The following is a 19,905-nucleotide window of genomic DNA, read 5'->3' as shown; positions in this document are numbered from 1 at the left end:
ATCGGCGCTCACCCCATCCCGGCGGCGGTCAGCACCGCCCGCTTGGTCAGCACCTCGGCCAGATGCGCCCGGTAGTCGGGCGAGGCCGACGCGTCCTGCCCCGGCCGCGTCCCCTCGGCCGCCGACCGCGCGGCACGCGCCACCGCGTCCGGCCCGTCGGCACCGGCCAGCGCCGTCTCCGCGGCGGCGGCGCGCAGCGGGGTCGCGCCCATGTTGGTCAGGCCGACCCGGGCCTCGGCGATGTGCCCGTTCTCCCGTCGTACGAGCGCGGCGACCCCGACGATCGCCCAGGACTGCGCCACCCGCTGGAACTTCTCGTAGTGGAAGCCCCAGCCGTCCGCCTTCGGCAGCCGCACCTCCACCAGCAACTCGTCCGGGCAGAGGGCGGATTGGAGGTAGTCGACGAAGAACTCCCGGGCCGGGACGGCGCGTCGGCCGCCGGGGCCCACGGCGACGAGTTCGCCGTCCAGCGCCAGGAGGGTCGCGGGCAGGTCGCCCGCCGGGTCGGCGTGCGCCAGCGAGCCGCCGAGCGTGCCCCGGTGCCGTACCGCGGGATCGGCGACGGTCGCCGTCGCCTGCGCCAGCAGTCCGGCGTGGCGGCGCACCAGCGGGTCGCGGATCACGTCGTGGTGGGTGGTGAGGGCGCCGATGACCAGCGTGTCCCCGTCCTCGCGCACCCCGCGCAGACCGGGGATCCGGCCCACGTCCACGACGAGTTCGGGAAAGGCGAGCCGCAACCGCAGCAGCGGCAGCAGGCTCTGCCCGCCGGCCAGCACCTTCGCCTCGTCACCCGCCTCGCCGAGCAGCCGTACGGCCTCCTCGAGGGTCCCGGGGCGGGCGTACTCGAACGCCGGGGGAATCATGCCGTCGCCTCCCTCACCGCGCGCCACACCCGTTCCGGGGTGCAGGGCATCCGTACGTCGGTCACGCCCAGCGGCCGCAGCGCGTCCACGACGGCGTTGACCACGGCGGGTGTCGAGGCGATCGTCCCGGCCTCGCCGACCCCCTTCACGCCGAGCGCGTTGGACGACGCGGGGGTCTCGGTCCGGTCGGTCACGAACTCCGGCAGGTCGGGGGCGGAGGGCACGAGGTAGTCGGCCATGCTGCCGGAGACCAGGTTGCCCTCGTCGTCGTACACGGCCTCCTCGTACAGCGCCTGCGCGATGCCCTGCGCGAGCCCGCCGTGCACCTGCCCCTCGACGATCATCGGGTTCACCACATGGCCGACGTCGTCCACGCAGACATACGACCTGATCCGGGTCCGCCCGGTCTCGGTGTCGACCTCGACCGCGCACAGGTGGGTGCCGTGCGGGAAGGAGAAGTTCTCCGGGTCGACCACGTGCTCGGCGTTGATGGAGGGTTCCACCCCGTCGGGCAGATCGTGGCTGGTGAACGCCTCGAAGGCGATCTCCTGGATGGACTTGCGGGCCTCCGGGGAGCCCTTCACGGAGAAGACGCCGTCCCGGAACTCCAGATCCTGCTCGCTCGCCTCCAGCAGATGCGCGGCCACCTTGCGGGCCTTGTCGACCACCGTGGCCGCCGCCCGGTGCACGGCCTCGCCGCCGACGGCCAGCGAGCGCGAACCGTAGGTGTCCATGCCCTGCGGGGACGACCTGGTGTCGCCGTGCAGCACCTCGACGTCCTCGAACGGCACCCCGAGGACGTCCGCCGCGATCTGGCTCCAGCAGGTCACGTGGCCCTGCCCGTGCGGGCTGGTCCCGGTGACCACCTCGACCTTGCCGGTGGGCAGCATCCGGACGCTCGCCGCCTCCCAGCCGCCCGCGCCGTACCTGAGGTCGCGCAGCACCCGGCTCGGCGCCAGGCCGCACATCTCCGTGAACGTGGACACGCCGATGCCGAGGCGCACCGGGTCGCCGCGCTCGGCGCGCTCCCGCTGCTCGGCGCGCAGCGCGTCGTAGCCGAACAGGGCGAGGGCCTTCGCGGTGGCCGCCTCGTAGTCGCCGCTGTCGTAGGTCAGCCCGGCGATCGTGGTGTACGGGAACTCCTCGTGCCGGATCCAGTTGCGGCGCCGCAACTCCACCGGGTCCAGGCCCAGTTCGGCCGCCAGTTCGTCCATGATCCGCTCGATGGCGAACGTGGCCTCCGGGCGGCCGGCGCCCCGGTAGGCGTCGGTGGGAGTGCGGGTGGTGAAGACGCCGGTGCACCGGAACTCGTAGGAGTCCATCTTGTAGATCGCCGGGTACATGAACGCGCCCAGGATCGGGATGCCCGGTGTGACCAGCATCAGATAGGCGCCCATGTCCGCGAGCAGATCCACCTTCAGGCCGAGCAGCCGGCCCTCCCGGGTGGCCGCGACCTCGATGTCCTGGATCATGCCGCGCCCGTGGTGGGTGGCGAGATAGCCCTCGGAGCGGGACTCGGTCCACTTCACCGGCCGCCCCAGCTGGCGGGCGACCGCGAGGGCCAGCACCTCCTCGCCGTACACCTGGAGCTTGGAGCCGAAGCCGCCGCCCACGTCCGGGGCGATCACCCGCAGCTTGTGCTCCGGGACGCCGGTGACCGTGGCGAGCATGATCCGCAGGATGTGCGGGATCTGGGTGGCCGAGTACACCGTGTACTCGCCGGAGGCGGCGAGCGGGGTGACCACGACCGCGCGCGGCTCCATGGCGTTGGGGATGAGCCGCTGCTGGTGGAAGCGCCGCCGGACCGTGACCTCGGCGCGCTCGCGGACCGCCGCGAAGCTCTCGCCGGTGGCCAGCGGCCAGGTGTAGCAGCGGTTGGTGCCCTGGTCGGAGTGGACCAGCGGGGCGCCCTCGGCGAGCGCGTCCTCCAGGTCGAGGACCGGGGGCAGCGGGTCGTAGTCGACCTCGACCGCCTCCAGCGCGTCGGCCGCCGCGTACCGGTCGCGGGCCACGACGACGGCCACCGGGTCGCCCGCGTAGCGGACCTCGTCCACCGCGATCGGCGGATGGCCGGGCAGCACGATGTCCTCGGTCACCGGCCACGCGCAGGGCAGCGAGCCGAGCCCCTCCGCGAGGTCCGCGCCGCTGAACGCGGCGAGGACACCGGGGCGTTCGAGCGCGGGGGCGACATTGACGCGGGTGACGCGGGCGTGCGCCATCGGGCTGCGCAGGATGGCCAGGTGCAGCAGCCCGGCGACCTGGATGTTGTCGGTCCAGGTGGTCTGGCCCGTGATCAGCCGGGCGTCCTCCTTGCGCAGCCGGGACCGGCCGACCTCCCGCCCGGCCTCGCCCGCCACGGCCTGCCCGGTCATGCCCGCACCTCCTCGGTGGCCTGCGCCCCGGGCGCGTCCCCCGCGCGGGAGCCGGGCTCGGGGCCGTCCTGCCCACCGGCGGCGGCGAGCACCGCGCGGACGATGTTCTGGTAGCCGGTGCAGCGGCAGAGGTTCCCCTCCAGGGCGTCGCGCACCTCCTCGGCGGTGGGGCGCGGGTTCTCCCGCAGCAGATCGCGCGCCGCCATGATCATGCCGGGGGTGCAGTAGCCGCACTGGAGCGCGTGCTGCTCGTGGAACGCGCGCTGGAGCGGCGTCCACCCGCCGTCCGCCGCCAGGCCCTGCACGGTCGTCACCGCGCAGCCGTCCGCCTGGACGGCCAGCACCGAGCAGCTCTTGGCGGTCGCGCCGTCCAGGTCGACCGTGCACGCGCCGCAGCTGGAGGTGTCGCAGCCGATCGGGGTGCCGGTCAGACCGAGGCGGTCCCGCAGATAGTGGGCGAGGAGCAGCCGCGGCTCCACGTCGTCCTCGTAGACCGTGCCGTCCACCGTCACCTTGATGTGCGTCATGTGCCCTCCAGACCGTGCGGGCAGGAGTCGATATCAGCCGGTCCGGCATGATGTAGGTCACTCTATGGCCGGGCCGTGGACCCGGCGAGCGCTGCGCCGTCCGATCCGTTGAGCGTTCATCCATTGCCATTGCCATTGCCATTGCCATTGCCGGTGCCGGTGCCGGTGCCGGTGCCGGGGTCCGGTCCGCCGCCGGCTCGATGTCCGGCGGGAGCCGTTCGGCGCGCGCGATCGCGCCGGAACTGGTCTGCTGGTCGAGGGGCGGGCCGTCGTACCGCCCCGCCGGGCCGAGCGGCGGCCGTCACCCATCGACCGGCCGCCCCGCCCACGCTCGTACCCCCTTCTCGGGAGAGATCCATGAGCAGTTATCGAGTCGCCCAGGTGACCGCCGCGAACGGCACGTTCGAGGTGGTCGAGCGCGAGGTGCCGCGGCCGGGGCCCGGCCAGGTGCGGATCGCCGTCGAGGCGTGCGGCGTCTGCCACAGCGACGCGCTGTTCGTGAGCGCGGCGGTGCCCGGCATCACCTTCCCCGAGGTGCCCGGGCACGAGATCGCCGGGCGGATCGCGGAACTGGGCGAGGGGGCGGGCGAGCGCGGGTGGCAGGTCGGCGACCGGGTGGCCGTGGGCTGGTTCGGCGGCAGCTGCGGCCACTGCCGGGCCTGCCGCGAGGGCGACTTCATCGTGTGCGAGACCCTCAAGGTGCCGGGCTGGGCCTACGACGGCGGCTTCGGCGAGCAGGTGATCGCGCCCGTCGACGCCCTGGCCCGGATCCCGGACGCGCTCGCCGCGAGCGACGCGGGGCCGCTGGCCTGCGCCGGGGTGACCACGTTCAACGGGCTGCGGCGCAGCGCGGGACGTCCCGGCGACCTGGTCGCGGTGCTGGGCCTCGGCGGCCTCGGGCACCTCGGCGTGCAGTACGCGGTCGCGATGGGCTTCGAGACGGTGGCGATCGCCCGCGGCCCCCAGAAGGCGGAATTCGCCAAGCAGCTCGGCGCCCACCACTACGTCGACAGCACCGCCGCCACCCCGGTCGCCGAGGCGCTCCAGTCCCTCGGCGGCGCCAAGGTCGTCCTCGCCACCGCCGGCAACTCCGACGCCATCTCCGCCACGGTGGACGGCCTGACCCACCGCGGCGAACTGGTCGTCATCGGCGCGGACACCGCCCCCTCGGCATCAACCCCAACCAGCTCCTCATGGCCGCCCGCGTGGTCCGGGGCCACCCCTCCGGGACCTCGCGGGACATCGAGGACACCATGGCCTTCAGCGTCCTGAACGGCATCCGCCCGATGACGGAGAAGGTCCCGCTGACGGAGGCGGACGCGGCGTACCGGAAGATGATGTCGGGCGGCGCGAGGTTCAGGATGGTACTGACGGACGGGTGAGCCGGGGCGGTAACACCGGCCCCTCGCCCCCTTCCGCCGTCAGGCCGCCCCGGCCCCTCCGGCCGCGGCCTCCGCCGCCGTCACCGTCTGCTCCAGCAGCGTGGCGATCGTCATCGGGCCGACACCGCCCGGCACCGGGGTGATCAGGGAGGCCCGTTCGACGGCCGAGTCGAAGTCGACGTCGCCCACGTTCCCGGCGTTGTAACCGGCGTCGATCACGACCGCGCCGGGCTTGATGTCCTGGCCCCGCAGCAGCCGCGGCCGGCCGACCGCGGCGACGACGATGTCCGCCTCGCGGACCGCCGCCGACAGATCCCGGGTGCGCGAATGGCAGTACGTCACCGTCGCGTCCCTGGCCAGCAGCAGCATGCCCACCGGCTTGCCGAGGATCGCGCTGCGGCCCACCACCACGGCCCGCTTCCCGGCCGGGTCGACGCCGTACTCGTCCAGCAGCCGCAGGATGCCGCCCGGCGTGCAGGACACGAAGCCCGGCAGACCGAAGCTCATCGCGGCGAACGAGGCGAAGGTGACCCCGTCGACGTCCTTGCCGGGCGCGATCGCCTCGAACGCGGCCCGCTCGTCCACGTGGTCGCCCACCGGGTGCTGGAGCAGAATTCCGTGCACGGCCGGATCGGCGGACAACTCCCGCAGCGTGCCCACCAGTTCGGCGGTGGACGTGCTCGCGGGCAGCGCCACGTGCCGGGAGGTGATGCCGGCCTTGCGGCAGCGGTTCTGCTTCATCCGGACGTACGTCACGGACGCCGGGTCCTCGCCCACCAGCACGGTCGCGAGACAGGGCACCACGCCGGTGCGCGCGGTGAGTTCCGCCGCCCTGCGCGCGGTGTCCTCGACGATGCGACGGGCGAGGGCGGTTCCGTCCATGAGACGGGCCTGGGTCATGCGGCACACTCCTGAGCTGGATCGATGTCATTCGCCCAGGCGCGCGGCAACCCTACGGACCGCTCCCCGGTGGTACTCCACCCAAGCGCCAGTCACGGCCCGGGTACAGCGTAGCCGAGGCGGGTACGAGGCCGAGGAGCGGGCGTGACGACGCCTGGGAGGCTCACCGCGTCCGGCCGCGCCGGAGCCGCGCCACCCGTGCCGTACGCGGCACCACGGCCGGCGGGCGTCCGCGCACCGCTCTCAGGACCGACCGCAGCACCGCCCTCGTCACCGGCACACCCGCCGCGCAGACCGGTGCCTGCCGCCGGGGCCGCGCCCGGCCCGCCACCGCGCGGGCCGAGAAAGTCCAGGTCAGCCGGGAGCTGACCTGGACCCGCGCGAACCTCCCGCCTACTCGTCCCATGCCTGGATCAGAATCTGCTCGGCGATCTTCCCGTCCCGCAGGGTGATCATCGACTCGGCGAGGACACGGGTGCCGTCCCCGTACTGGCAGGACTCGGTGAACGCGACGTGGTCGCCCTGCACCACGCACCGGTCCAGCTTGTGGATCATGTCGCGGCGGTAGACGTCGTCGAGCATCTCGGCGATCTCGCCGCGGCCGTGCAGGATCCTGGGGTGGCTGGGCTGGGTGTCGCGGTCGACGATACGGATCTCCGCGTCGTCCGCGTACAGGGACAGCAGGGTGTTCCCGGTGTTCCCCTCGATGCCCCGGCGCAGTGTCTCGGTGTCGAAGGCGGAGCCTGTCGCGGTGCCCATGGTGACCTCCTTCAGGCGCTCGCGGCCCGGCGGCGGACCGTACGGGCCCCGTCTTCGAGCGTCCCCCGGCCCGGCGGCCTCGGCAAGCGCACGGGGCGTGCTCCGCCTCACGAGTGAGCGCGGGCCGCCGCCCGTGTCCGGCCGGGGGTCCCGGCCGTTGCTGAGGGCATGATCTCAACACGCCGTATCGTCGCCGTCCTCGGTCTCGCCGCCGGGGTCACGGGCCTGGCCGCGCCCCTCGCAACCGCGGCCGACGCGAGCGCCTCGCACACCGGGCAGATCAACCCGATGACCGTGCTCGACTCGCTCACCACCGGCAACATCCCCGCGGAGCAGCGGGCCCAGATGCCCACGGCCTCCCAGCAGCTCAAGTCCCTGAACCAGGTCAGCCGGCTGGACCAGCTCAGCGAACTCCACCAGGTCACCGACATCGTGGCGCCGGTGACCGGCCTGCTGCCGTTGTAGGGGTCCGAGCCGCGACGGGTGCCTGACGCGCCGTCTCATGCCGGGGCGCCGCGCGGCCTCGTACCGCCGCCGTTCAGCACCGCCCAGTCCCGGGCCACGGCGTACGCCGCGCCGGGGGCCGGCGCGGTGCCCGGCGGCAGGTCCTCGGTCAGCGCCCGGGTCAGGGTGTCCGCCGGTCCCAGCTCCAGCCAGGTCCGCACCCCGTCCCGGTGCAGCAGGCCGGCCACGTCGGCGAACCGCCGGGTCCCCGGACCCGGCAGCCAGAACCCCGGATCGGCGGTCTCGGCGCCGACCGGGCGGTCGGTGACGTCGGAGACGAGGGGGAGCCGGGGCGGGCGGGGATGGAGGGTGGCCAGCGTACGGCCGTAGGCGGTGAGCAGCGCCTTCGGGGCCGCCTCGCCCGGGGCGGCGTCCAGCAGCCGGGCCAGCGTGCCGACCGCGTGGCAGCCGGCCGACGGGGAGAAGACCCCGGCGGCGCACGCGGCGGCCATCCGCCCGGCTCCATGTCCGAACAGCACATCAGGGCGGGCGCCCCAGCTCCGCAGCAGCCGGTACTGCGCCACCTGGAGCGCGAAGAGCGCCGGCCCCGCGTACGACGCCCGGCCCAGCAGCGCCGCCGTCCGGCTGCCGGGCTCCGCGAACATCACGCTTTTCAAAGGCAGTTCGAGATAGGGGTCCAGACGCGCGCACAGCTCGTCCAGCGTCTTCGCGAACAGCGGGAAAGCCGCCGCGAGTTCACGTTCCGTCCCGGGGCGCGGCGAGGCACCGGCCGAGAACAGGAAGGCGGTACGTCCCTTACGGCCATCAGCGAGCATGCCGCCAGGAAGACATGTCCGGGTAAGCGCCCGGACCAGCCGAGTTCCCGCACCTCGCAAAGGAATCGCCATCAGCGGACGTCGTCCTTCCCTCCGGTTCTTGCGCGATTCATAAGCGCGGTTCATCAGCGCTTCCCCGCTCCGGTCGGCCCGGCCAAGCCACCCCCCGGGGGAAAGATCCACGGTCACCGCCGTGGCCCGTCCCGGTGCCCATCGCACGCGCGTAGGGTCTGCACCGTAAGCACTCGATGGAAGGAACCAGACCATGGCGCAGGAAGTACGCGGCGTGATCGCACCGGGCAAGAACGAGCCCGTACGAGTCGAGACGATCGTGGTGCCCGATCCCGGGCCCGGCGAGGCCGTCGTACGCGTCCAAGCCTGCGGTGTCTGCCACACCGATCTGCACTACAAGCAGGGCGGCATCTCCGACGACTTCCCCTTCCTCCTCGGCCATGAGGCCGCCGGTGTGGTGGAGTCGGTCGGCGACGGTGTCACCGAGGTGGCCCCCGGTGACTTCGTCATCCTCAACTGGCGCGCGGTGTGCGGCCATTGCCGGGCCTGTCTGCGCGGCCGCCCCTGGTACTGCTTCAACACCCACAACGCGAAGCAGAAGATGACCCTCGCCGCCACCGGCCAGGAACTCTCCCCGGCTCTCGGCATCGGCGCGTTCGCCGAGAAGACCCTCGTCGCCGCAGGCCAGTGCACCAAGGTCGACCCGGCCGTCTCCCCGGCCGTCGCGGGCCTCCTCGGCTGCGGTGTGATGGCCGGCATCGGCGCCGCCATCAACACGGGCAACGTCGGCCGGGGCGACTCGGTCGCCGTCATCGGCTGCGGCGGCGTCGGCGACGCGGCCGTCGCCGGTGCGAGCCTCGCCGGCGCGGCGAAGATCATCGCCGTGGACATCGACGACCGCAAGCTGGAGAAGGCCCGCGCCCTCGGCGCCACGCACACCGTCAACTCCCGGCAGAACGACCCGGTCGAGGCCGTCCGCGAGCTGACCGGCGGCTTCGGCGCCGACGTCGTCATCGAGGCGGTCGGCCGCCCGGAGACGTACCAGCAGGCGTTCTACGCCCGCGACCTCGCCGGCACCGTCGTCCTCGTCGGCGTCCCCACCCCGGAGATGAAGCTCGAACTGCCCCTGCTGGACGTCTTCGGCCGCGGCGGCGCCCTCAAGTCCAGCTGGTACGGCGACTGCCTGCCCTCCCGCGACTTCCCGATGCTCATCGACCTGCACCTGCAAGGCAGGCTCCCGCTCGACGCGTTCGTCACCGAGACCATCCAACTGGACGAGGTGGAGAAGGCGTTCGACCGGATGCACCAGGGCGACGTGCTGCGCTCGGTGGTGGTGCTCTGATGGCCGCGCGCATCGAACGGCTCGTCACCTCGGGGCAGTTCAGCCTCGACGGCGGCACCTGGGACGTCGACAACAACGTCTGGATCGTGGGCGACGACCACGAGGCGATCGTCATCGACGCCGCCCATGACGCCGACGCCATCGCCCGCGCCGTCGGCGACCGCAGGCTCACCGCCATCGTGTGCACCCACGCCCACAACGATCACATCGACGCGGCGCCCGCGCTGGCCGACCGCACCGGCGCGGTCATCTGGCTGCACCCCGACGACCTGCCGCTGTGGCGGATGACCCACCCCGACCGCGACCCCGACCGGCTCCTCGTGGACGACCAGGTCATCGAGGCGGCCGGCGCCGACCTCACCGTGCTGCACACCCCCGGGCACGCGCCCGGCGCGGTCTGCCTGCACGATCCCGGGCTGGGCGTCGTCTTCACCGGCGACACCCTCTTCCAGGGCGGCCCCGGCGCCACCGGCCGCTCCTTCTCCCACTTCCCGACGATCGTCGACTCCATCCGCGACAAGCTGCTCACCCTCCCGCCCGAGACCAGGGTCCTCACCGGGCACGGCGACTCCACCACCATCGGCGCCGAGGCCCCCCACCTGGAGGAATGGATTAAACGCGGGCACTGAACCGCACCGTGCGCATAGGGTCACGATCATGACCACGAACACGCTCGTGACCCTGCACGACAGCCGCGTCCTGCGCTGCGCCCCCGACGGCCCGCCCCTGGACGGCGAGCGCGCGGCACTGGACCTCATAGGCGACGCCTTCGGGCAGGACGCCCAGCTGGTCGAGGTGCCCGTGGCCCGGATCGCACCGGAGTTCTTCCAGCTGCGGTCCGGCGTCGCGGGCGCCGTCGTCCAGAAGTTCGTGAACTACCGGGTGCGGCTCGCCGTCGTCGGCGACATCTCGGCCCAGGTCGGGGCGAGCGACGCCCTGCGCGACTTCGTGTACGAGTCCAACGAGGGCGACCAGCTGTGGTTCGTGCCGGACACCGACGCCGTCGCCGAGCGGCTCGCGCGGTAGCACGGAGCCGGGCGGGAACCCCGGTACAAGACGGTGAAGGACCGGGGGTACGGCCGTACCGTCGCCCCATGAGCGATCACACCCGTTTCGCGGGACACGGAGTCCTCGTCACCGGAGCGGCCCGCGGCATCGGCGCCGCCGTCGCCCGGCGGCTCGCCGAGGAGGGCGGCCGGGTCCTGGTGACCGACCGGGACCCGGCCGAGGCCGAGCGGACCGCCGCCGAGCTGCGCCGAGGGGGCCTGAGCGCCGAGGCGTTCGCCTGCGACGTGGCCGAGCGCACCGCCGTGGAAGCGGCCGTGGCCCGCGCCGTCGACGCCTTCGGCTCCCTGGACGTCCTGGTCAACTGCGCCGCCCACTGCACCCCGGACACCCCCCGTTTCGAGGACGGCACGGACGGGACATGGGCCCGCGACCTCGACATCACCCTGACCGGCGTCCACCGCTGCTGCCGCGCCGCCCTGCCCCACCTGGCCGCCTCCGGTCGCGGGGCGATCGTGAGCATCGGCTCGGTCAACGGCCTCCAGGACTTCGGCAACCACGCCTACAGCGCCGCCAAGGCCGGCCTCGGCTCCCTGACCCGCACCCTCGCCGGGCACGCCGCCGCCCGGGGCGTCCGGGTCAACCTCGTGGCGCCGGGCACGGTGCGCACCTCGGCGTGGGAGGGCCGCGACGACGAACTCGACGCCGTCCGCGCCCTGTACCCGCTGGGCAGGATCGGCGAACCCGAGGACATCGCCGCCGCCGTCGCCTTCCTCGCCTCCCGCGACGCCGCCTGGATCACCGGCACCACCCTCGTCGTCGACGGCGGCCTCACCTCGGTCCACACCGGCTTCCACGCCGCCCTGCACGACCGGCACGACTGATCCTCGTACCACCCCACCGGTGCCGCGATTCAGCCAATGTTCTCCAGGAGTTGTCGCCCGCGCCCCCGCGTGGCGGCGTCCGGGGACCTGCTGCTCGTCGCCTCTGGCCGGACGCGTACCGGCGGCCTGCTGCGGGGTGAGGAAGCTCACCGTTTCGTCATGACGTGACCAGAAAGGCAACCCTGACTTGCCCGATCAGGTCTACTTGTCCGAGATCGTGGGAAACGCGCACGAAGACACCCCGGGGGAGGCCCTGGGAAACAACGGTGACAAGAAGGAGAAAAGCCCTCATGGGGGACATACGTAGACGAGGTGTGGTGGCACTCGGCCTCACGGGCCTGGTGGCGCCGCTCACACTCGCCCTCACCGCGGCACCGGCCCAGGCCGCGAGCGACTGCACCACCTCGACGGGCCCGTACCAGAAGCAGGCGGAGAAGTTCCTCGGCCGGCCGGTCGACGGCCGCCAGTCCGCCGCCGACTGCAAGGCGATCCGCTCCTTCCAGGCGAAGAACGCCATCACCCCCGCCATCGGCTACGCGGGGCCCGTCACCTGGGGTGTGATGGACCTCATCAACCAGCAGAAGGCCGTGGGGAAGAACCCGAACAAGAGTGGCAAGTGCCCGGTGAACAAGGGCCGGATCGCCTGTGTGGACCTCACGCGCCAGCTCAGCTGGATCCAGGACGGCAAGAAGCTCGTCTACGGCCCGGTGCCCGTGCGCACCGGCCGCAAGGGCTTCGTCACCCGCACCGGCCTGACGAAGGTCTACTGGCGTGACCTGCACCACGTCTCGACGCTGTACGACGTGTCGATGCCGTACAGCCAGTTCTTCAACGGCGGCGAGGCGTTCCACTCGGTCGGCCTGAGCATGTGGAACCCGCCCGGCTCGCACGGCTGCGTCAACATGACCCCGAAGGACGCCAAGAAGTACTGGTCGCTGCTGCGGACGGGCGACGACGTCTTCGTGTACGGCCACAAGCCCGGCACCTGAGCGACCGGACGCTGTGCCTTAGCTCACCCTCGTCCGGCGGTCCCGGTGCGGCCGCCGGGTGAGGGTCGGGTGTGAACTCCCGTACGACGCTTGACACATCGACGTGATGAGCAACACGGTCCGAAATGTCCGTATCGAGGGTACTTACTCACAGCGCCTTCACCCCGGTCGGCATATGCTTCACAGCATGTCCACCACTCTTGAAGCCGCCTCCGAGCGATCGGCCGCGGAGGTCAACGAGGAGATCCGGGCCCTGTGGCGCCGATCGGGCGGGACGCTGACCACCGAGCAGCGCAAGCAGTACCAGCGCCTCGTGATGGAGTGGGCCGCCGCGGCACCAGGGGCGTACCGGGCCCTGTGACCTCACGGCCGTAGCGGGTCCTGCGACCTCACGGCCTACCGGTTCTCCGACCTCACGACACGAACCCGCGACCCCGACCGGGAGTCGCGGGTTCCTCATATCCCCCTCAGCCCTTGCGGGCCACCCCGCCGAACATGGCGACCTCCTCCGGCTCGGCCCCGTTGTCGTGCTCCGGGCGCCAGCGCGAGCAGGAGACCACTCCCGGCTCCAGCAGCTGAAGACCCTCGAAGAACCGCGCCACGTCGTCGGGCGTGCGCTGGGTCAGCTTCGGCGTGCCGTGCTCGTTCCAGAACTTCACCGCCTCGTCCACGTCCGGCATCGAGGGGTGCGTGACCGTGTGCGACAGCACCAGATGGCTGCCCGCGGGCAGCCGGTCCATCAGCGCCCGCACCAGCCCGTACGCCTCGTCGTCCGCGCCGATGAAGATGACCACGCCGAGCAGGATCAGCGCGACCGGCTCGCTGAAGTCCAGCGTCTTCGAAGCGTGTTCGAGGATCGCGTCCACATTGCGCAGATCCTCGTCCAGATAGTCGGTACGACCCTCCGGCGTGCTCGTCAGCAGGGCCCGCGCGTGCGCCAGCACCAGCGGGTCGTTGTCCACGTACACGATCCGCGACTCCGGCGCGATGCGCTGGGCGACCTCGTGCGTGTTGTCGGCGGTGGGCAGCCCGGTGCCGACGTCCAGGAACTGGCGGATGCCCGCCTCCTCGACCAGATGCCGCACGGCCCGGCCCAGGAACAGCCGGTCCGCGCGCGCGTACTCCCCGATGCCCGGGTGCAGCCGGCGGATCTGGTCGCCGGCCGCCCGGTCGACCTCGTAGTTGTCCTTGCCGCCGAGCCAGTAGTTCCAGATCCGCGCCGTGTGCGGCTGGCTGGTGTTGATACGGGCGCGCAGCGACACCGCCACGTCGTTGGTGGCTGCGGGGTTGTCGGTCACGTGCGTCAGCTCCTGGGGGCCTGGAGGAGTGGTTCAAGAGTCATTCAACCTTCAAGGCGCAATCTAATCCCCCGAGTTGCCCCGCGCCGCCGGTCCCTCCGATTCCGGTACCGGTCCCGTCGGCGCCCGGTCGCCGAGGCACGGGCGCAGGGCACGCACTCCGCCGCCGCGTCCTCCGGCAGCGCCACGCCCGCCTCGTCCGCCCCGTTACAGCCCGCCGCGCGGCCGCCTATCTTGTGCCTCATGACCAGCTTCCCGCACGACACCGCCGGCGAACCGGATCCGCTGCGCGCCCTCGGCCTGGAGCGGCTGCGCCGTCGTACGAGCATGAAGTGGCGCACCTACCCCGAGGACGTCCTCCCGCTGTGGGTGGCCGAGATGGACGTGCCCCTCGCCCCGCCCGTCGTCCGCGCCGTCACCGACGCCCTCGCCCTGGGCGACACCGGATACCCGGCCGGCACCGCCTACGCCGAGGCCCTGGCCGCCTTCGCGGCCGCCCGCTGGCACTGGGACGGGATCGCGGCGGAGCGCACGGCGATCGTTCCGGACGTCATGCTCGGAGCGGTCGAAATGATCAGGCTGGTGACCGGGGCGGGCGATCCGGTGATCGTCAACCCGCCGGTGTACCCGCCGTTCTTCCTGTTCATCACCCACATGGACCGCCGCGTGGTGGAAGCCCCCCTCGGCGCGGATCTGCGCCTCGATCCGGCGGCCCTGGAGGACGCCTTCCGGCGCGCCACGGCGGGCGGCGGGCGCGCCGCCTACCTGCTGTGCAGCCCGCACAACCCCACCGGTACGGTGCACACCGCCGCCGAGCTGACGGCCGTCGCCGAACTGGCCGAGCGCCATGGCGTGCGGGTCGTCGCGGACGAGATCCATGCCCCGCTCACCGCCCCCGGCACCCCCTTCGTGCCATACCTCAGCCTGCCCGCCGCCGCCCGCGGTCTCTCGCTCATGTCGGCGTCCAAGGGCTGGAACCTCGCGGGCCTCAAAGCGGCCCTCGCCCTGGCCGGCCCCGAGGCCGCCGCCGATCTCGCCCGGATGCCCGAGGAGGTCGGGCACGGCGCCAGCCACGTCGCGATCCTCGCCCACACGGCCGCGCTGCGGGAGGCCACCGGCTGGCTCGACGCCCTGCGCACCGGCATCCGGGACAACCGGCTCCTGCTGGCCGACCTGCTCGCCGAGCACCTGCCCGCGGTCCGCGTCCACCCCGGGGAGGCCACCTACCTCGCCTGGCTCGACTGCCGCGCCCTCGGCCTCGGCGACGACCCCGCCCAGGTCTTCCTGGACCGCGGCCGCGTCGCCCTGTCCGCCGGTCTCCCGTTCGGCACCGGCGGCGCGGGCCACGCCCGCCTTAACCTCGCGACCTCACCGGAGATCCTCACCGAGGCCGTCCACCGCATGGCCGCCGCTCTGGGCTGAGCGAGCGCCTAGACTTCCCGTCATGGACCACGATTCGCGCCTGGCCCGGCTCGCCGCCGGGAAGTACCTGCTGGTCACCAGTTTCCGCAGGAACGGCACGCCGGTGGCCACCCCGGTGTGGGTGGTCCGGGACGGCGCGAGCCTCGGTGTCTGGACGGCCGCCGACAGCTTCAAGGTCAAACGCGTCCGCCAGCGCGCCGACATCCTGGCCGGCCCCTGCGACGTGCGCGGCAACCCCACCGGCGACCAGCTGCCCGCCACCGCCGAGATCACCGACGCGGCCACCACCGCCCGCTACCGCGCCTTGATCGCCCGTAAGTACGGCATCCTCGGCCGCCTCACTCTGCTGGGCAGCCGGCTGCGGCGCGGCACGGACGGCACGGTCGGCATCCGGGTGACCCTCGGCGACTGACGGCCGAGAGCCACCCGGAACGAACCACCGCTGGATCAGGACGCGTTCAGCACCGATCCCTCCAACAGCATCCCGTCCTTACGGGGTCGGCCCGTCCTGTCGTCGAGCTGCTGGAACCGGACCGACTCCTCCGGCTCGGCCACCTTGTCCTTGACCGTGGGCAGCGTGATGTCCGCGCTGGTCCGGTGCGCGGGGATGTCGACCCAGACGGTGAGACCGTTCACCTTGGACAACGGGCGCTCCGGGTCCGGGGATTCATCGGAGACGTCACGCAGCCACGCGGCGGTGACGTCCTTGGTGGACAGCTCCTTGCCGCCGGCCGGCGGGGTGACGCCGAACATCGCGCTCATGTCCACGTCGACCGGCCCCGACAGCGTGACGCGCCACTTGAGGGACTGGCCCTCGGTGACCCGGTTCGCGATCGGGGTGACGGTCATGGTGGGCGCGGGATCGTCGTCGTGCACGGTGACACCGCCCGCGTAGGACCCGACGACGGCGCCGTGCACCGCCTTGACCAGCACCTCGTGCGTCACGTCCGTGCCGTAGCGGGTGTTGCCCTTGACCTCGATCGGCACGTCGATGTCGGCGCCGCCGGGGTGCACCGTGACCAGCCGGCCGGTGGCGTGACCGGTGACCGGGTCGAGGACGTAGACACGGACCTGGCCGCTGCCATGGCCCGACACCCGGGCCGGGACACGGTAGGTACGCGTGCCCGAGTCGCCCTCGGCCACCGTCAGCCGGCCGAGGTCCACCCGCGCCAGCGCCGCGGCGCGCACCGCGGGCGTCCCGGGACGCCAGCCCCACGCGTCCACGACCCAGGCCCGCCCGGATGCCGAACGCGCCGTCAGCTCCATGGACTTGACCGAGCGCAGATCGACGCGGGCACGGCCGGCGGCCGTCAGCGGGACCCGGAACTCGCGGGCCCAGTAGGAGGCGGTCCGCTCACTGCCGGGCAGCCCGTCGGCATGGATCCGGCCCAGCGTCGCACGGTGGCCGCCGGTGTCGGTGAGGGTCACATCGAACTGCGTGCCACGGGAGTTGGGCGGCACGAACAGCCGGAGCGCCAGGTCCTTGGCGCCGGACAGGGACAGCGGCCGCTGCGCGGTCACCCGGGTCCGGGCACCGGTGTGGGTCCAGCGCAGCGCGATCGCGTGCCGGCCGGCCTCCTGATCGGCCCCCCACTGCGCGAAGTGCGGCGAAGAACCCTTCCCGTCGTCGCCGAGGCAGCGCTTCGCGGGGCTGGGGTCCACGACGGCGCACAGCCTGCCGCCGCTCACCGAGACCCCGCCGTCCGGCAGGAACCCGCCGTCGCGGCGCGCCCCCACCGCATGGCTGAGGACCCGCGCCGGGTCCGCCGACGGGGCACGCTTCCCTGAGCCGTCGAGCAGCGGGCGCACCCGGTCGTCGCCGGCCACGAACAGGCGTGCGGCCGCCGCGATGTACACCGAACCGGCGCGGTGCTGCCGGTCGGCGGAGAGCCGGGTCGCGGCGTGCTTGCCGCACACCGGGTCCGGCCGGTCCGGGTCGTCGTAGAAGTCGTCCTCGGCGGGTGCCGCCGACGTACCGGGCGTCCACTCGGAGTTGAAGAAGTTGTGGTCGGCGCCGACGACGTACACGGCGCTGTGCAGCGCGCTGCCGGTGCTGACCGCGCGGGTCCCGTCGACGTACACCTCGCCTTCCAGGTCGGAGACGTCACCGTCGCAGCCCGGCAGGACCGACACCGACGGCACGTCGGGCACGGGGTTCTGGCCGAAGACGGTGGGGCCGATCAGCACCATGCCGCGCACGGTCCAGCGCACCGCGCCGTGATAGCCGTCCTGGTCGGCGGGCGGCGGGTAGAGGCTGTCCAGGGCCGCCCGGTTGACGCCCTCGCCGCCCCGGGAGTGCCCGACGAGCAGCACCCGGGACAGATCGGCGGAGGGTGCGGAACGGACGATCGCGGGCGCGGACGCGGGGTTTCGCGCCCAGTCGGCCCAGTGGCCGAGGTGGAGCCGGATCAGGGAGGAGCGGGCCTGGGCGCCGCCGTCCTCGGCGTCGCCGTCCTGCCCGTTGATGCCGTTCGCCGCGATCGACACCGTCATGTACCCCTGCGAGGCAAGGAGTTGCTGGTCACGCAGATAGCCGCGGTAGCTCGGCACCGACCGGAAGCCGGTCTTGCAGGGCCAGTCGATGCTGATCTCGTCGCCGCGGTAGCAGGTGTAGTGGCGGCCGTGCAGGAACAGCGCGAGCGGCCGCTTGCCGGGGGCGCCGACGGGGGCGACGACCACCGCGCGCATCTCCACCGGCTTCGCGAAGCCCGGCAGCCGTACCGACTCCAGGCTGTACTCGCCGGTCTTGGTGCGGTAGGCGCCCGGCTTGCCCGGGTCGACACCGTTCGCCGGGAGCTGCGGCGGGAGAGCCGGCTTGCCGGGTGAGACGGGTGCCACGGGCGAGGCGGGTGCCTCGCCGCTCGTACGGCCGTCCAGCCGGCGGCCACCGGACCAGACCTGGAGCCCGTCGGGGCGGCCGAGTCCGGTGAGCCCGCTCGGCCCGCCCGCCTGCTTCCCGTCGAGCGGGAGACGGAACGTCCGTCCGTCCGCGTCCGGCTTCGGCACCCCCAACAGGCGCCCGCCGGAACGGAATTCGACGCGTGCGTCACCCATGGGCACCGGTCGGCCGGAGCGCCACTCCAGCCGGGGCGCCGACGTCCCGCCGGTCAGCCGCCAGCCGGGCGGCAGCGCGCCCTGGCCGTCCGATGAGGCGAACCGCGCCGCCGCTGACGGTGGTTGACCCTGGGCGACCGCCACCCCTGGAGACACTCCCGCCACCGCGCATAACGCGGCGGCGGTGACCCATATGTGCCGGGCACGGACCACTGTTCCTCCTCGACCCCCGACCCCGGGCGCCCCGGCCGTCCCGGAGCCCCTCGCTCCCGGAGGACGGGACACGGAGTCTGTGGGTTGCCTGTGGAGGCGAAGTGATGGTTCACAAGTACGGGGATCAGGCGTACGAAAGTGAGGCGTGCGGGGGCCGGGTGTGCGGGGACCCGGTGTGCGGGAAGGTCAGGTCCAGGCCCGGTACGGCTCGTCCATCAGCTGGAAGACCGGCTCGCCGCGTACCGGGTCCATGGTGGTCGACAGCCGCACCCGGTCACCGCTGTGCACGCCGACCGGCGGACCCATCACCCGGCCGCGGACGACGAAGCCCTCGGCCATCTCGATCAGCGAGACATTGCGCGCCGCCGGGGTGTTGCGGTGCACCACCGTGGAGTGGCGGACCGTGCCGATCCCCTCGCTGCGCTCGGTGCACAGCTCACTGCCCTGGCACACCGGACACAGCAGCCGGTGGTACATCGCCGTACCGCACCAGGCGCAGCGCTGGAAGTGGATGGCGTCCTTGGACTCCGCGGGCGCGGGATCGAGCAGACCCGTCGCGGCGCCGGCCGCCACCTGCGGGGCGCTCGCTGAGTGGTGGTACATCCTGGTCAACTCCCTGCACTCGGCCGGAATCCGCGTGCCGTCCCGTGCACGCGTGCGCCGGCGGCCTGGCCGCCGCGCATGACCGACAGGCTATGGCACTCAGTGTCACTCGTAAAGGTACTCGGTACCCCTAAATTCACGTCAGGAGCCACCCGCGCACCCGCCTCGCCGGACGCTCAGTCGCGGTGCAGCGCGGTCTCCAGCTCCCGCACCACCCGCCACAGCGGGGCGTCCCGGCGCGTGACGAGGACCAGGACGTCGTCCGGGCGCGGCGAGTCCCCGTGGTCCGGTGCCGGCCCGAGCCGGACGGGGGAGCGGCCGCCCGCCGCGGCCGCCGTCTCCTGCGGGCGCCCGAACTCCCGCTGCACATACCCCAGCGCGTGGTCCAGCGCCGCGACCGCGTCGCCCTGTCCGTCCGAACGCAGCCAGGAGCGCAGCGCGTTGTTGTGCGCGGCGACCACCGCGGCCGCGATCACATCGGCCCGCAGCGTCCCGTCGGACCGCCCGGCGAACCGGCCGCGCAGATATCCGGCCATCGCCCGCTCGTACCGCCACACCACCGACAGCTCGGACGCCCGCAGGCCCGGCACCTTGCGGGTGAGGCGGTAGCGCTGCACGGAGAACGCCGGGTTCTCCGCGTACATGTGCAGCACCATCCGGGCCGCGTCGCACACCCGCCGCACCGGGTCGCACCCCTCGCCGCCCGCCGCGAGGAAGGCCGTCATGTCGGTGAGGCAGCGCTCGTGGTCGGGGAAGACCACGTCCTCCTTGGCGGGGAAGTAGCGGAAGAAGGACCGCCGGCCGACCCCGGCCAGCGCCACGATGTCGTCCACCGTGGTCTGCTCGTAGCCGTGTTCCGAGAAGAGCCGGAAGGCCGCCGCGACCAGGGCGTCCCGCATCGGCGGCTTGGCGGCCGGCGCCGCGCTGCTGGAGCTCATGGACGGGAACGTAGCACCCGGACCGGCAACTCTGACACTCAGTGCAGCAACCGGGGCGTGGC

The 19,905-nt window shown here is 73.0% G+C and carries 20 protein-coding genes, 1 pseudogene and 1 riboswitch; of the genes and pseudogenes, 10 read left to right on the top strand and 11 right to left on the bottom strand.

Going from position 1 to position 19,905, the window contains the following annotated elements; all coding sequences use genetic code 11:
• Positions 1–8: 8 nt before the first annotated feature.
• From GHR20_RS02005 to GHR20_RS01995, 3 genes are read right to left on the bottom strand one after another with little or no spacing between them, the layout of a single operon-like run.
• A complete protein-coding gene (locus GHR20_RS02005) occupies positions 9–863 on the bottom strand; it encodes a xanthine dehydrogenase family protein subunit M (protein WP_153811976.1) in 855 nt (284 codons plus the stop codon).
• On the bottom strand, positions 860–3,235 hold the full coding sequence (locus GHR20_RS02000; protein ID WP_153811975.1) for a xanthine dehydrogenase family protein molybdopterin-binding subunit: 2,376 nt from the start codon (positions 3,233–3,235) through the stop codon (positions 860–862). Before GHR20_RS02000 ends, GHR20_RS02005 begins: the two co-directional genes overlap by 4 nt.
• Positions 3,232–3,762, bottom strand: a complete 531-nt coding sequence (locus GHR20_RS01995; RefSeq protein WP_153811974.1) for a (2Fe-2S)-binding protein — start codon at positions 3,760–3,762, stop codon at positions 3,232–3,234. The genes GHR20_RS02000 and GHR20_RS01995 overlap by 4 nt, the downstream gene beginning before the upstream one ends.
• 357 nt (positions 3,763–4,119) lie before the next feature.
• On the opposite strand from GHR20_RS01995, the pseudogene GHR20_RS01990 reads away from it, so the two are divergent.
• Positions 4,120–5,144 (top strand): annotated as a pseudogene (locus GHR20_RS01990) (alcohol dehydrogenase catalytic domain-containing protein).
• Between the two features lie 39 nt (positions 5,145–5,183).
• Here the strand turns inward: GHR20_RS01990 and GHR20_RS01985 are convergent.
• The 3 genes from GHR20_RS01985 to GHR20_RS01975 form a co-directional block, all read right to left on the bottom strand.
• Positions 5,184–6,044: a bifunctional 5,10-methylenetetrahydrofolate dehydrogenase/5,10-methenyltetrahydrofolate cyclohydrolase gene (locus tag GHR20_RS01985; RefSeq protein ID WP_153811973.1), complete on the bottom strand. Its 861-nt coding sequence runs from the start codon at positions 6,042–6,044 to the stop codon at positions 5,184–5,186.
• 26 nt (positions 6,045–6,070) lie between these two features.
• Positions 6,071–6,150: riboswitch (ZMP/ZTP riboswitch) on the bottom strand.
• A gap of 57 nt (positions 6,151–6,207) precedes the next feature.
• Positions 6,208–6,450 carry a hypothetical protein gene (locus GHR20_RS01980; RefSeq protein ID WP_153811972.1) on the bottom strand — a complete coding sequence of 81 codons (243 nt, stop codon included), beginning with the start codon at positions 6,448–6,450 and terminating at the stop codon, positions 6,208–6,210.
• Positions 6,438–6,803 (bottom strand): nuclear transport factor 2 family protein, encoded by a 366-nt coding sequence (locus GHR20_RS01975; protein WP_111581694.1) that lies wholly within the window; start codon positions 6,801–6,803, stop codon positions 6,438–6,440. The genes GHR20_RS01980 and GHR20_RS01975 overlap by 13 nt, the downstream gene beginning before the upstream one ends.
• 168 nt (positions 6,804–6,971) lie before the next feature.
• Here GHR20_RS01975 and GHR20_RS01970 point away from each other — a divergent pair, with 168 nt between their 5' ends.
• Complete coding sequence (locus GHR20_RS01970; protein WP_111581693.1) at positions 6,972–7,268, top strand: hypothetical protein; 297 nt, start codon at positions 6,972–6,974, stop codon at positions 7,266–7,268.
• Between the two features lie 35 nt (positions 7,269–7,303).
• Here GHR20_RS01970 and GHR20_RS01965 read toward each other — a convergent pair whose 3' ends face one another.
• Positions 7,304–8,083: an acyltransferase domain-containing protein gene (locus GHR20_RS01965; protein ID WP_243877867.1), complete on the bottom strand. Its 780-nt coding sequence runs from the start codon at positions 8,081–8,083 to the stop codon at positions 7,304–7,306.
• 265 nt (positions 8,084–8,348) lie between these two features.
• On the opposite strand from GHR20_RS01965, the gene GHR20_RS01960 reads away from it, so the two are divergent.
• From GHR20_RS01960 to GHR20_RS01935, 6 genes are all read left to right on the top strand, one after another.
• A complete protein-coding gene (locus tag GHR20_RS01960) occupies positions 8,349–9,437 on the top strand; it encodes an S-(hydroxymethyl)mycothiol dehydrogenase (RefSeq protein ID WP_153811971.1) in 1,089 nt (362 codons plus the stop codon).
• Complete coding sequence (locus tag GHR20_RS01955; protein ID WP_153811970.1) at positions 9,437–10,066, top strand: MBL fold metallo-hydrolase; 630 nt, start codon at positions 9,437–9,439, stop codon at positions 10,064–10,066. The genes GHR20_RS01960 and GHR20_RS01955 overlap by 1 nt, the downstream gene beginning before the upstream one ends.
• A 28-nt stretch (positions 10,067–10,094) precedes the next feature.
• Positions 10,095–10,463 carry a DUF4180 domain-containing protein gene (locus GHR20_RS01950; RefSeq protein ID WP_153811969.1) on the top strand — a complete coding sequence of 123 codons (369 nt, stop codon included), beginning with the start codon at positions 10,095–10,097 and terminating at the stop codon, positions 10,461–10,463.
• A 68-nt stretch (positions 10,464–10,531) separates the two neighbouring features.
• Positions 10,532–11,326, top strand: coding sequence for an SDR family NAD(P)-dependent oxidoreductase (locus tag GHR20_RS01945; protein WP_153811968.1), 795 nt, complete (start codon positions 10,532–10,534; stop codon positions 11,324–11,326).
• Between the two features lie 290 nt (positions 11,327–11,616).
• The gene (locus tag GHR20_RS01940) at positions 11,617–12,315 is read left to right on the top strand and encodes a L,D-transpeptidase (RefSeq protein WP_153811967.1); all 699 of its coding nucleotides are present in this window, start codon (positions 11,617–11,619) and stop codon (positions 12,313–12,315) included.
• Between the two features lie 175 nt (positions 12,316–12,490).
• Positions 12,491–12,676, top strand: coding sequence for a hypothetical protein (locus tag GHR20_RS01935; RefSeq protein WP_148024721.1), 186 nt, complete (start codon positions 12,491–12,493; stop codon positions 12,674–12,676).
• A 106-nt stretch (positions 12,677–12,782) separates the two neighbouring features.
• Here the strand turns inward: GHR20_RS01935 and GHR20_RS01930 are convergent, their stop codons facing one another.
• Positions 12,783–13,613: an SAM-dependent methyltransferase gene (locus GHR20_RS01930; RefSeq protein ID WP_153811966.1), complete on the bottom strand. Its 831-nt coding sequence runs from the start codon at positions 13,611–13,613 to the stop codon at positions 12,783–12,785.
• A gap of 243 nt (positions 13,614–13,856) precedes the next feature.
• Between GHR20_RS01930 and GHR20_RS01925 the strand changes: the two genes are divergently transcribed.
• Together GHR20_RS01925 and GHR20_RS01920 are read left to right on the top strand one after the other, a co-directional pair.
• On the top strand, positions 13,857–15,035 hold the full coding sequence (locus tag GHR20_RS01925; RefSeq protein ID WP_153811965.1) for an aminotransferase class I/II-fold pyridoxal phosphate-dependent enzyme: 1,179 nt from the start codon (positions 13,857–13,859) through the stop codon (positions 15,033–15,035).
• Between the two features lie 22 nt (positions 15,036–15,057).
• Positions 15,058–15,447, top strand: coding sequence for a PPOX class F420-dependent oxidoreductase (locus GHR20_RS01920; protein WP_153811964.1), 390 nt, complete (start codon positions 15,058–15,060; stop codon positions 15,445–15,447).
• Positions 15,448–15,482: 35 nt separating this feature from the next.
• Here GHR20_RS01920 and GHR20_RS01915 read toward each other — a convergent pair whose 3' ends face one another.
• The 3 genes from GHR20_RS01915 to GHR20_RS01905 form a co-directional block, all read right to left on the bottom strand.
• Positions 15,483–18,302: a hypothetical protein gene (locus GHR20_RS01915; protein ID WP_194858774.1), complete on the bottom strand. Its 2,820-nt coding sequence runs from the start codon at positions 18,300–18,302 to the stop codon at positions 15,483–15,485.
• Positions 18,303–18,488: 186 nt separating this feature from the next.
• Positions 18,489–18,905: a hypothetical protein gene (locus GHR20_RS01910; RefSeq protein WP_111581682.1), complete on the bottom strand. Its 417-nt coding sequence runs from the start codon at positions 18,903–18,905 to the stop codon at positions 18,489–18,491.
• 176 nt (positions 18,906–19,081) lie between these two features.
• A complete protein-coding gene (locus GHR20_RS01905; protein ID WP_153811963.1) occupies positions 19,082–19,843 on the bottom strand; it encodes a TetR family transcriptional regulator in 762 nt (253 codons plus the stop codon).
• Positions 19,844–19,905: the final 62 nt, after the last annotated feature.

Source organism: Streptomyces sp. SUK 48 (genome assembly GCF_009650765.1).
In the GTDB taxonomy this organism is placed as follows: domain Bacteria; phylum Actinomycetota; class Actinomycetes; order Streptomycetales; family Streptomycetaceae; genus Streptomyces.
Note: the sequence above shows the minus strand (reverse complement) of the source record. Positions and strands in the feature narration are given on the sequence as shown.

Bases quoted from the DNA above. Each gene is read 5' to 3' on its own strand.
- GHR20_RS01985 (WP_153811973.1), bottom strand. From the start codon at position 6,044: ATGACCCAGGCCCGTCTCATGGACGGAACCGCCCTCGCCCGTCGCATC.
- GHR20_RS01905 (WP_153811963.1), bottom strand. From the start codon at position 19,843: ATGAGCTCCAGCAGCGCGGCGCCGGCCGCCAAGCCGCCGATGCGGGAC.
- GHR20_RS02005 (WP_153811976.1), bottom strand. From the start codon at position 863: ATGATTCCCCCGGCGTTCGAGTACGCCCGCCCCGGGACCCTCGAGGAG.
- GHR20_RS01955 (WP_153811970.1), top strand. From the start codon at position 9,437: ATGGCCGCGCGCATCGAACGGCTCGTCACCTCGGGGCAGTTCAGCCTC.
- GHR20_RS01935 (WP_148024721.1), top strand. From the start codon at position 12,491: ATGCTTCACAGCATGTCCACCACTCTTGAAGCCGCCTCCGAGCGATCG.
- GHR20_RS01920 (WP_153811964.1), top strand. From the start codon at position 15,058: ATGGACCACGATTCGCGCCTGGCCCGGCTCGCCGCCGGGAAGTACCTG.
- GHR20_RS02000 (WP_153811975.1), bottom strand. From the start codon at position 3,235: ATGACCGGGCAGGCCGTGGCGGGCGAGGCCGGGCGGGAGGTCGGCCGG.
- GHR20_RS01960 (WP_153811971.1), top strand. From the start codon at position 8,349: ATGGCGCAGGAAGTACGCGGCGTGATCGCACCGGGCAAGAACGAGCCC.
- GHR20_RS01945 (WP_153811968.1), top strand. From the start codon at position 10,532: ATGAGCGATCACACCCGTTTCGCGGGACACGGAGTCCTCGTCACCGGA.
- GHR20_RS01925 (WP_153811965.1), top strand. From the start codon at position 13,857: ATGACCAGCTTCCCGCACGACACCGCCGGCGAACCGGATCCGCTGCGC.
- GHR20_RS01965 (WP_243877867.1), bottom strand. From the start codon at position 8,083: ATGCTCGCTGATGGCCGTAAGGGACGTACCGCCTTCCTGTTCTCGGCC.
- GHR20_RS01940 (WP_153811967.1), top strand. From the start codon at position 11,617: ATGGGGGACATACGTAGACGAGGTGTGGTGGCACTCGGCCTCACGGGC.
- GHR20_RS01970 (WP_111581693.1), top strand. From the start codon at position 6,972: ATGATCTCAACACGCCGTATCGTCGCCGTCCTCGGTCTCGCCGCCGGG.
- GHR20_RS01950 (WP_153811969.1), top strand. From the start codon at position 10,095: ATGACCACGAACACGCTCGTGACCCTGCACGACAGCCGCGTCCTGCGC.
- GHR20_RS01910 (WP_111581682.1), bottom strand. From the start codon at position 18,905: ATGTACCACCACTCAGCGAGCGCCCCGCAGGTGGCGGCCGGCGCCGCG.
- GHR20_RS01980 (WP_153811972.1), bottom strand. From the start codon at position 6,450: ATGGGACGAGTAGGCGGGAGGTTCGCGCGGGTCCAGGTCAGCTCCCGG.
- GHR20_RS01995 (WP_153811974.1), bottom strand. From the start codon at position 3,762: ATGACGCACATCAAGGTGACGGTGGACGGCACGGTCTACGAGGACGAC.
- GHR20_RS01975 (WP_111581694.1), bottom strand. From the start codon at position 6,803: ATGGGCACCGCGACAGGCTCCGCCTTCGACACCGAGACACTGCGCCGG.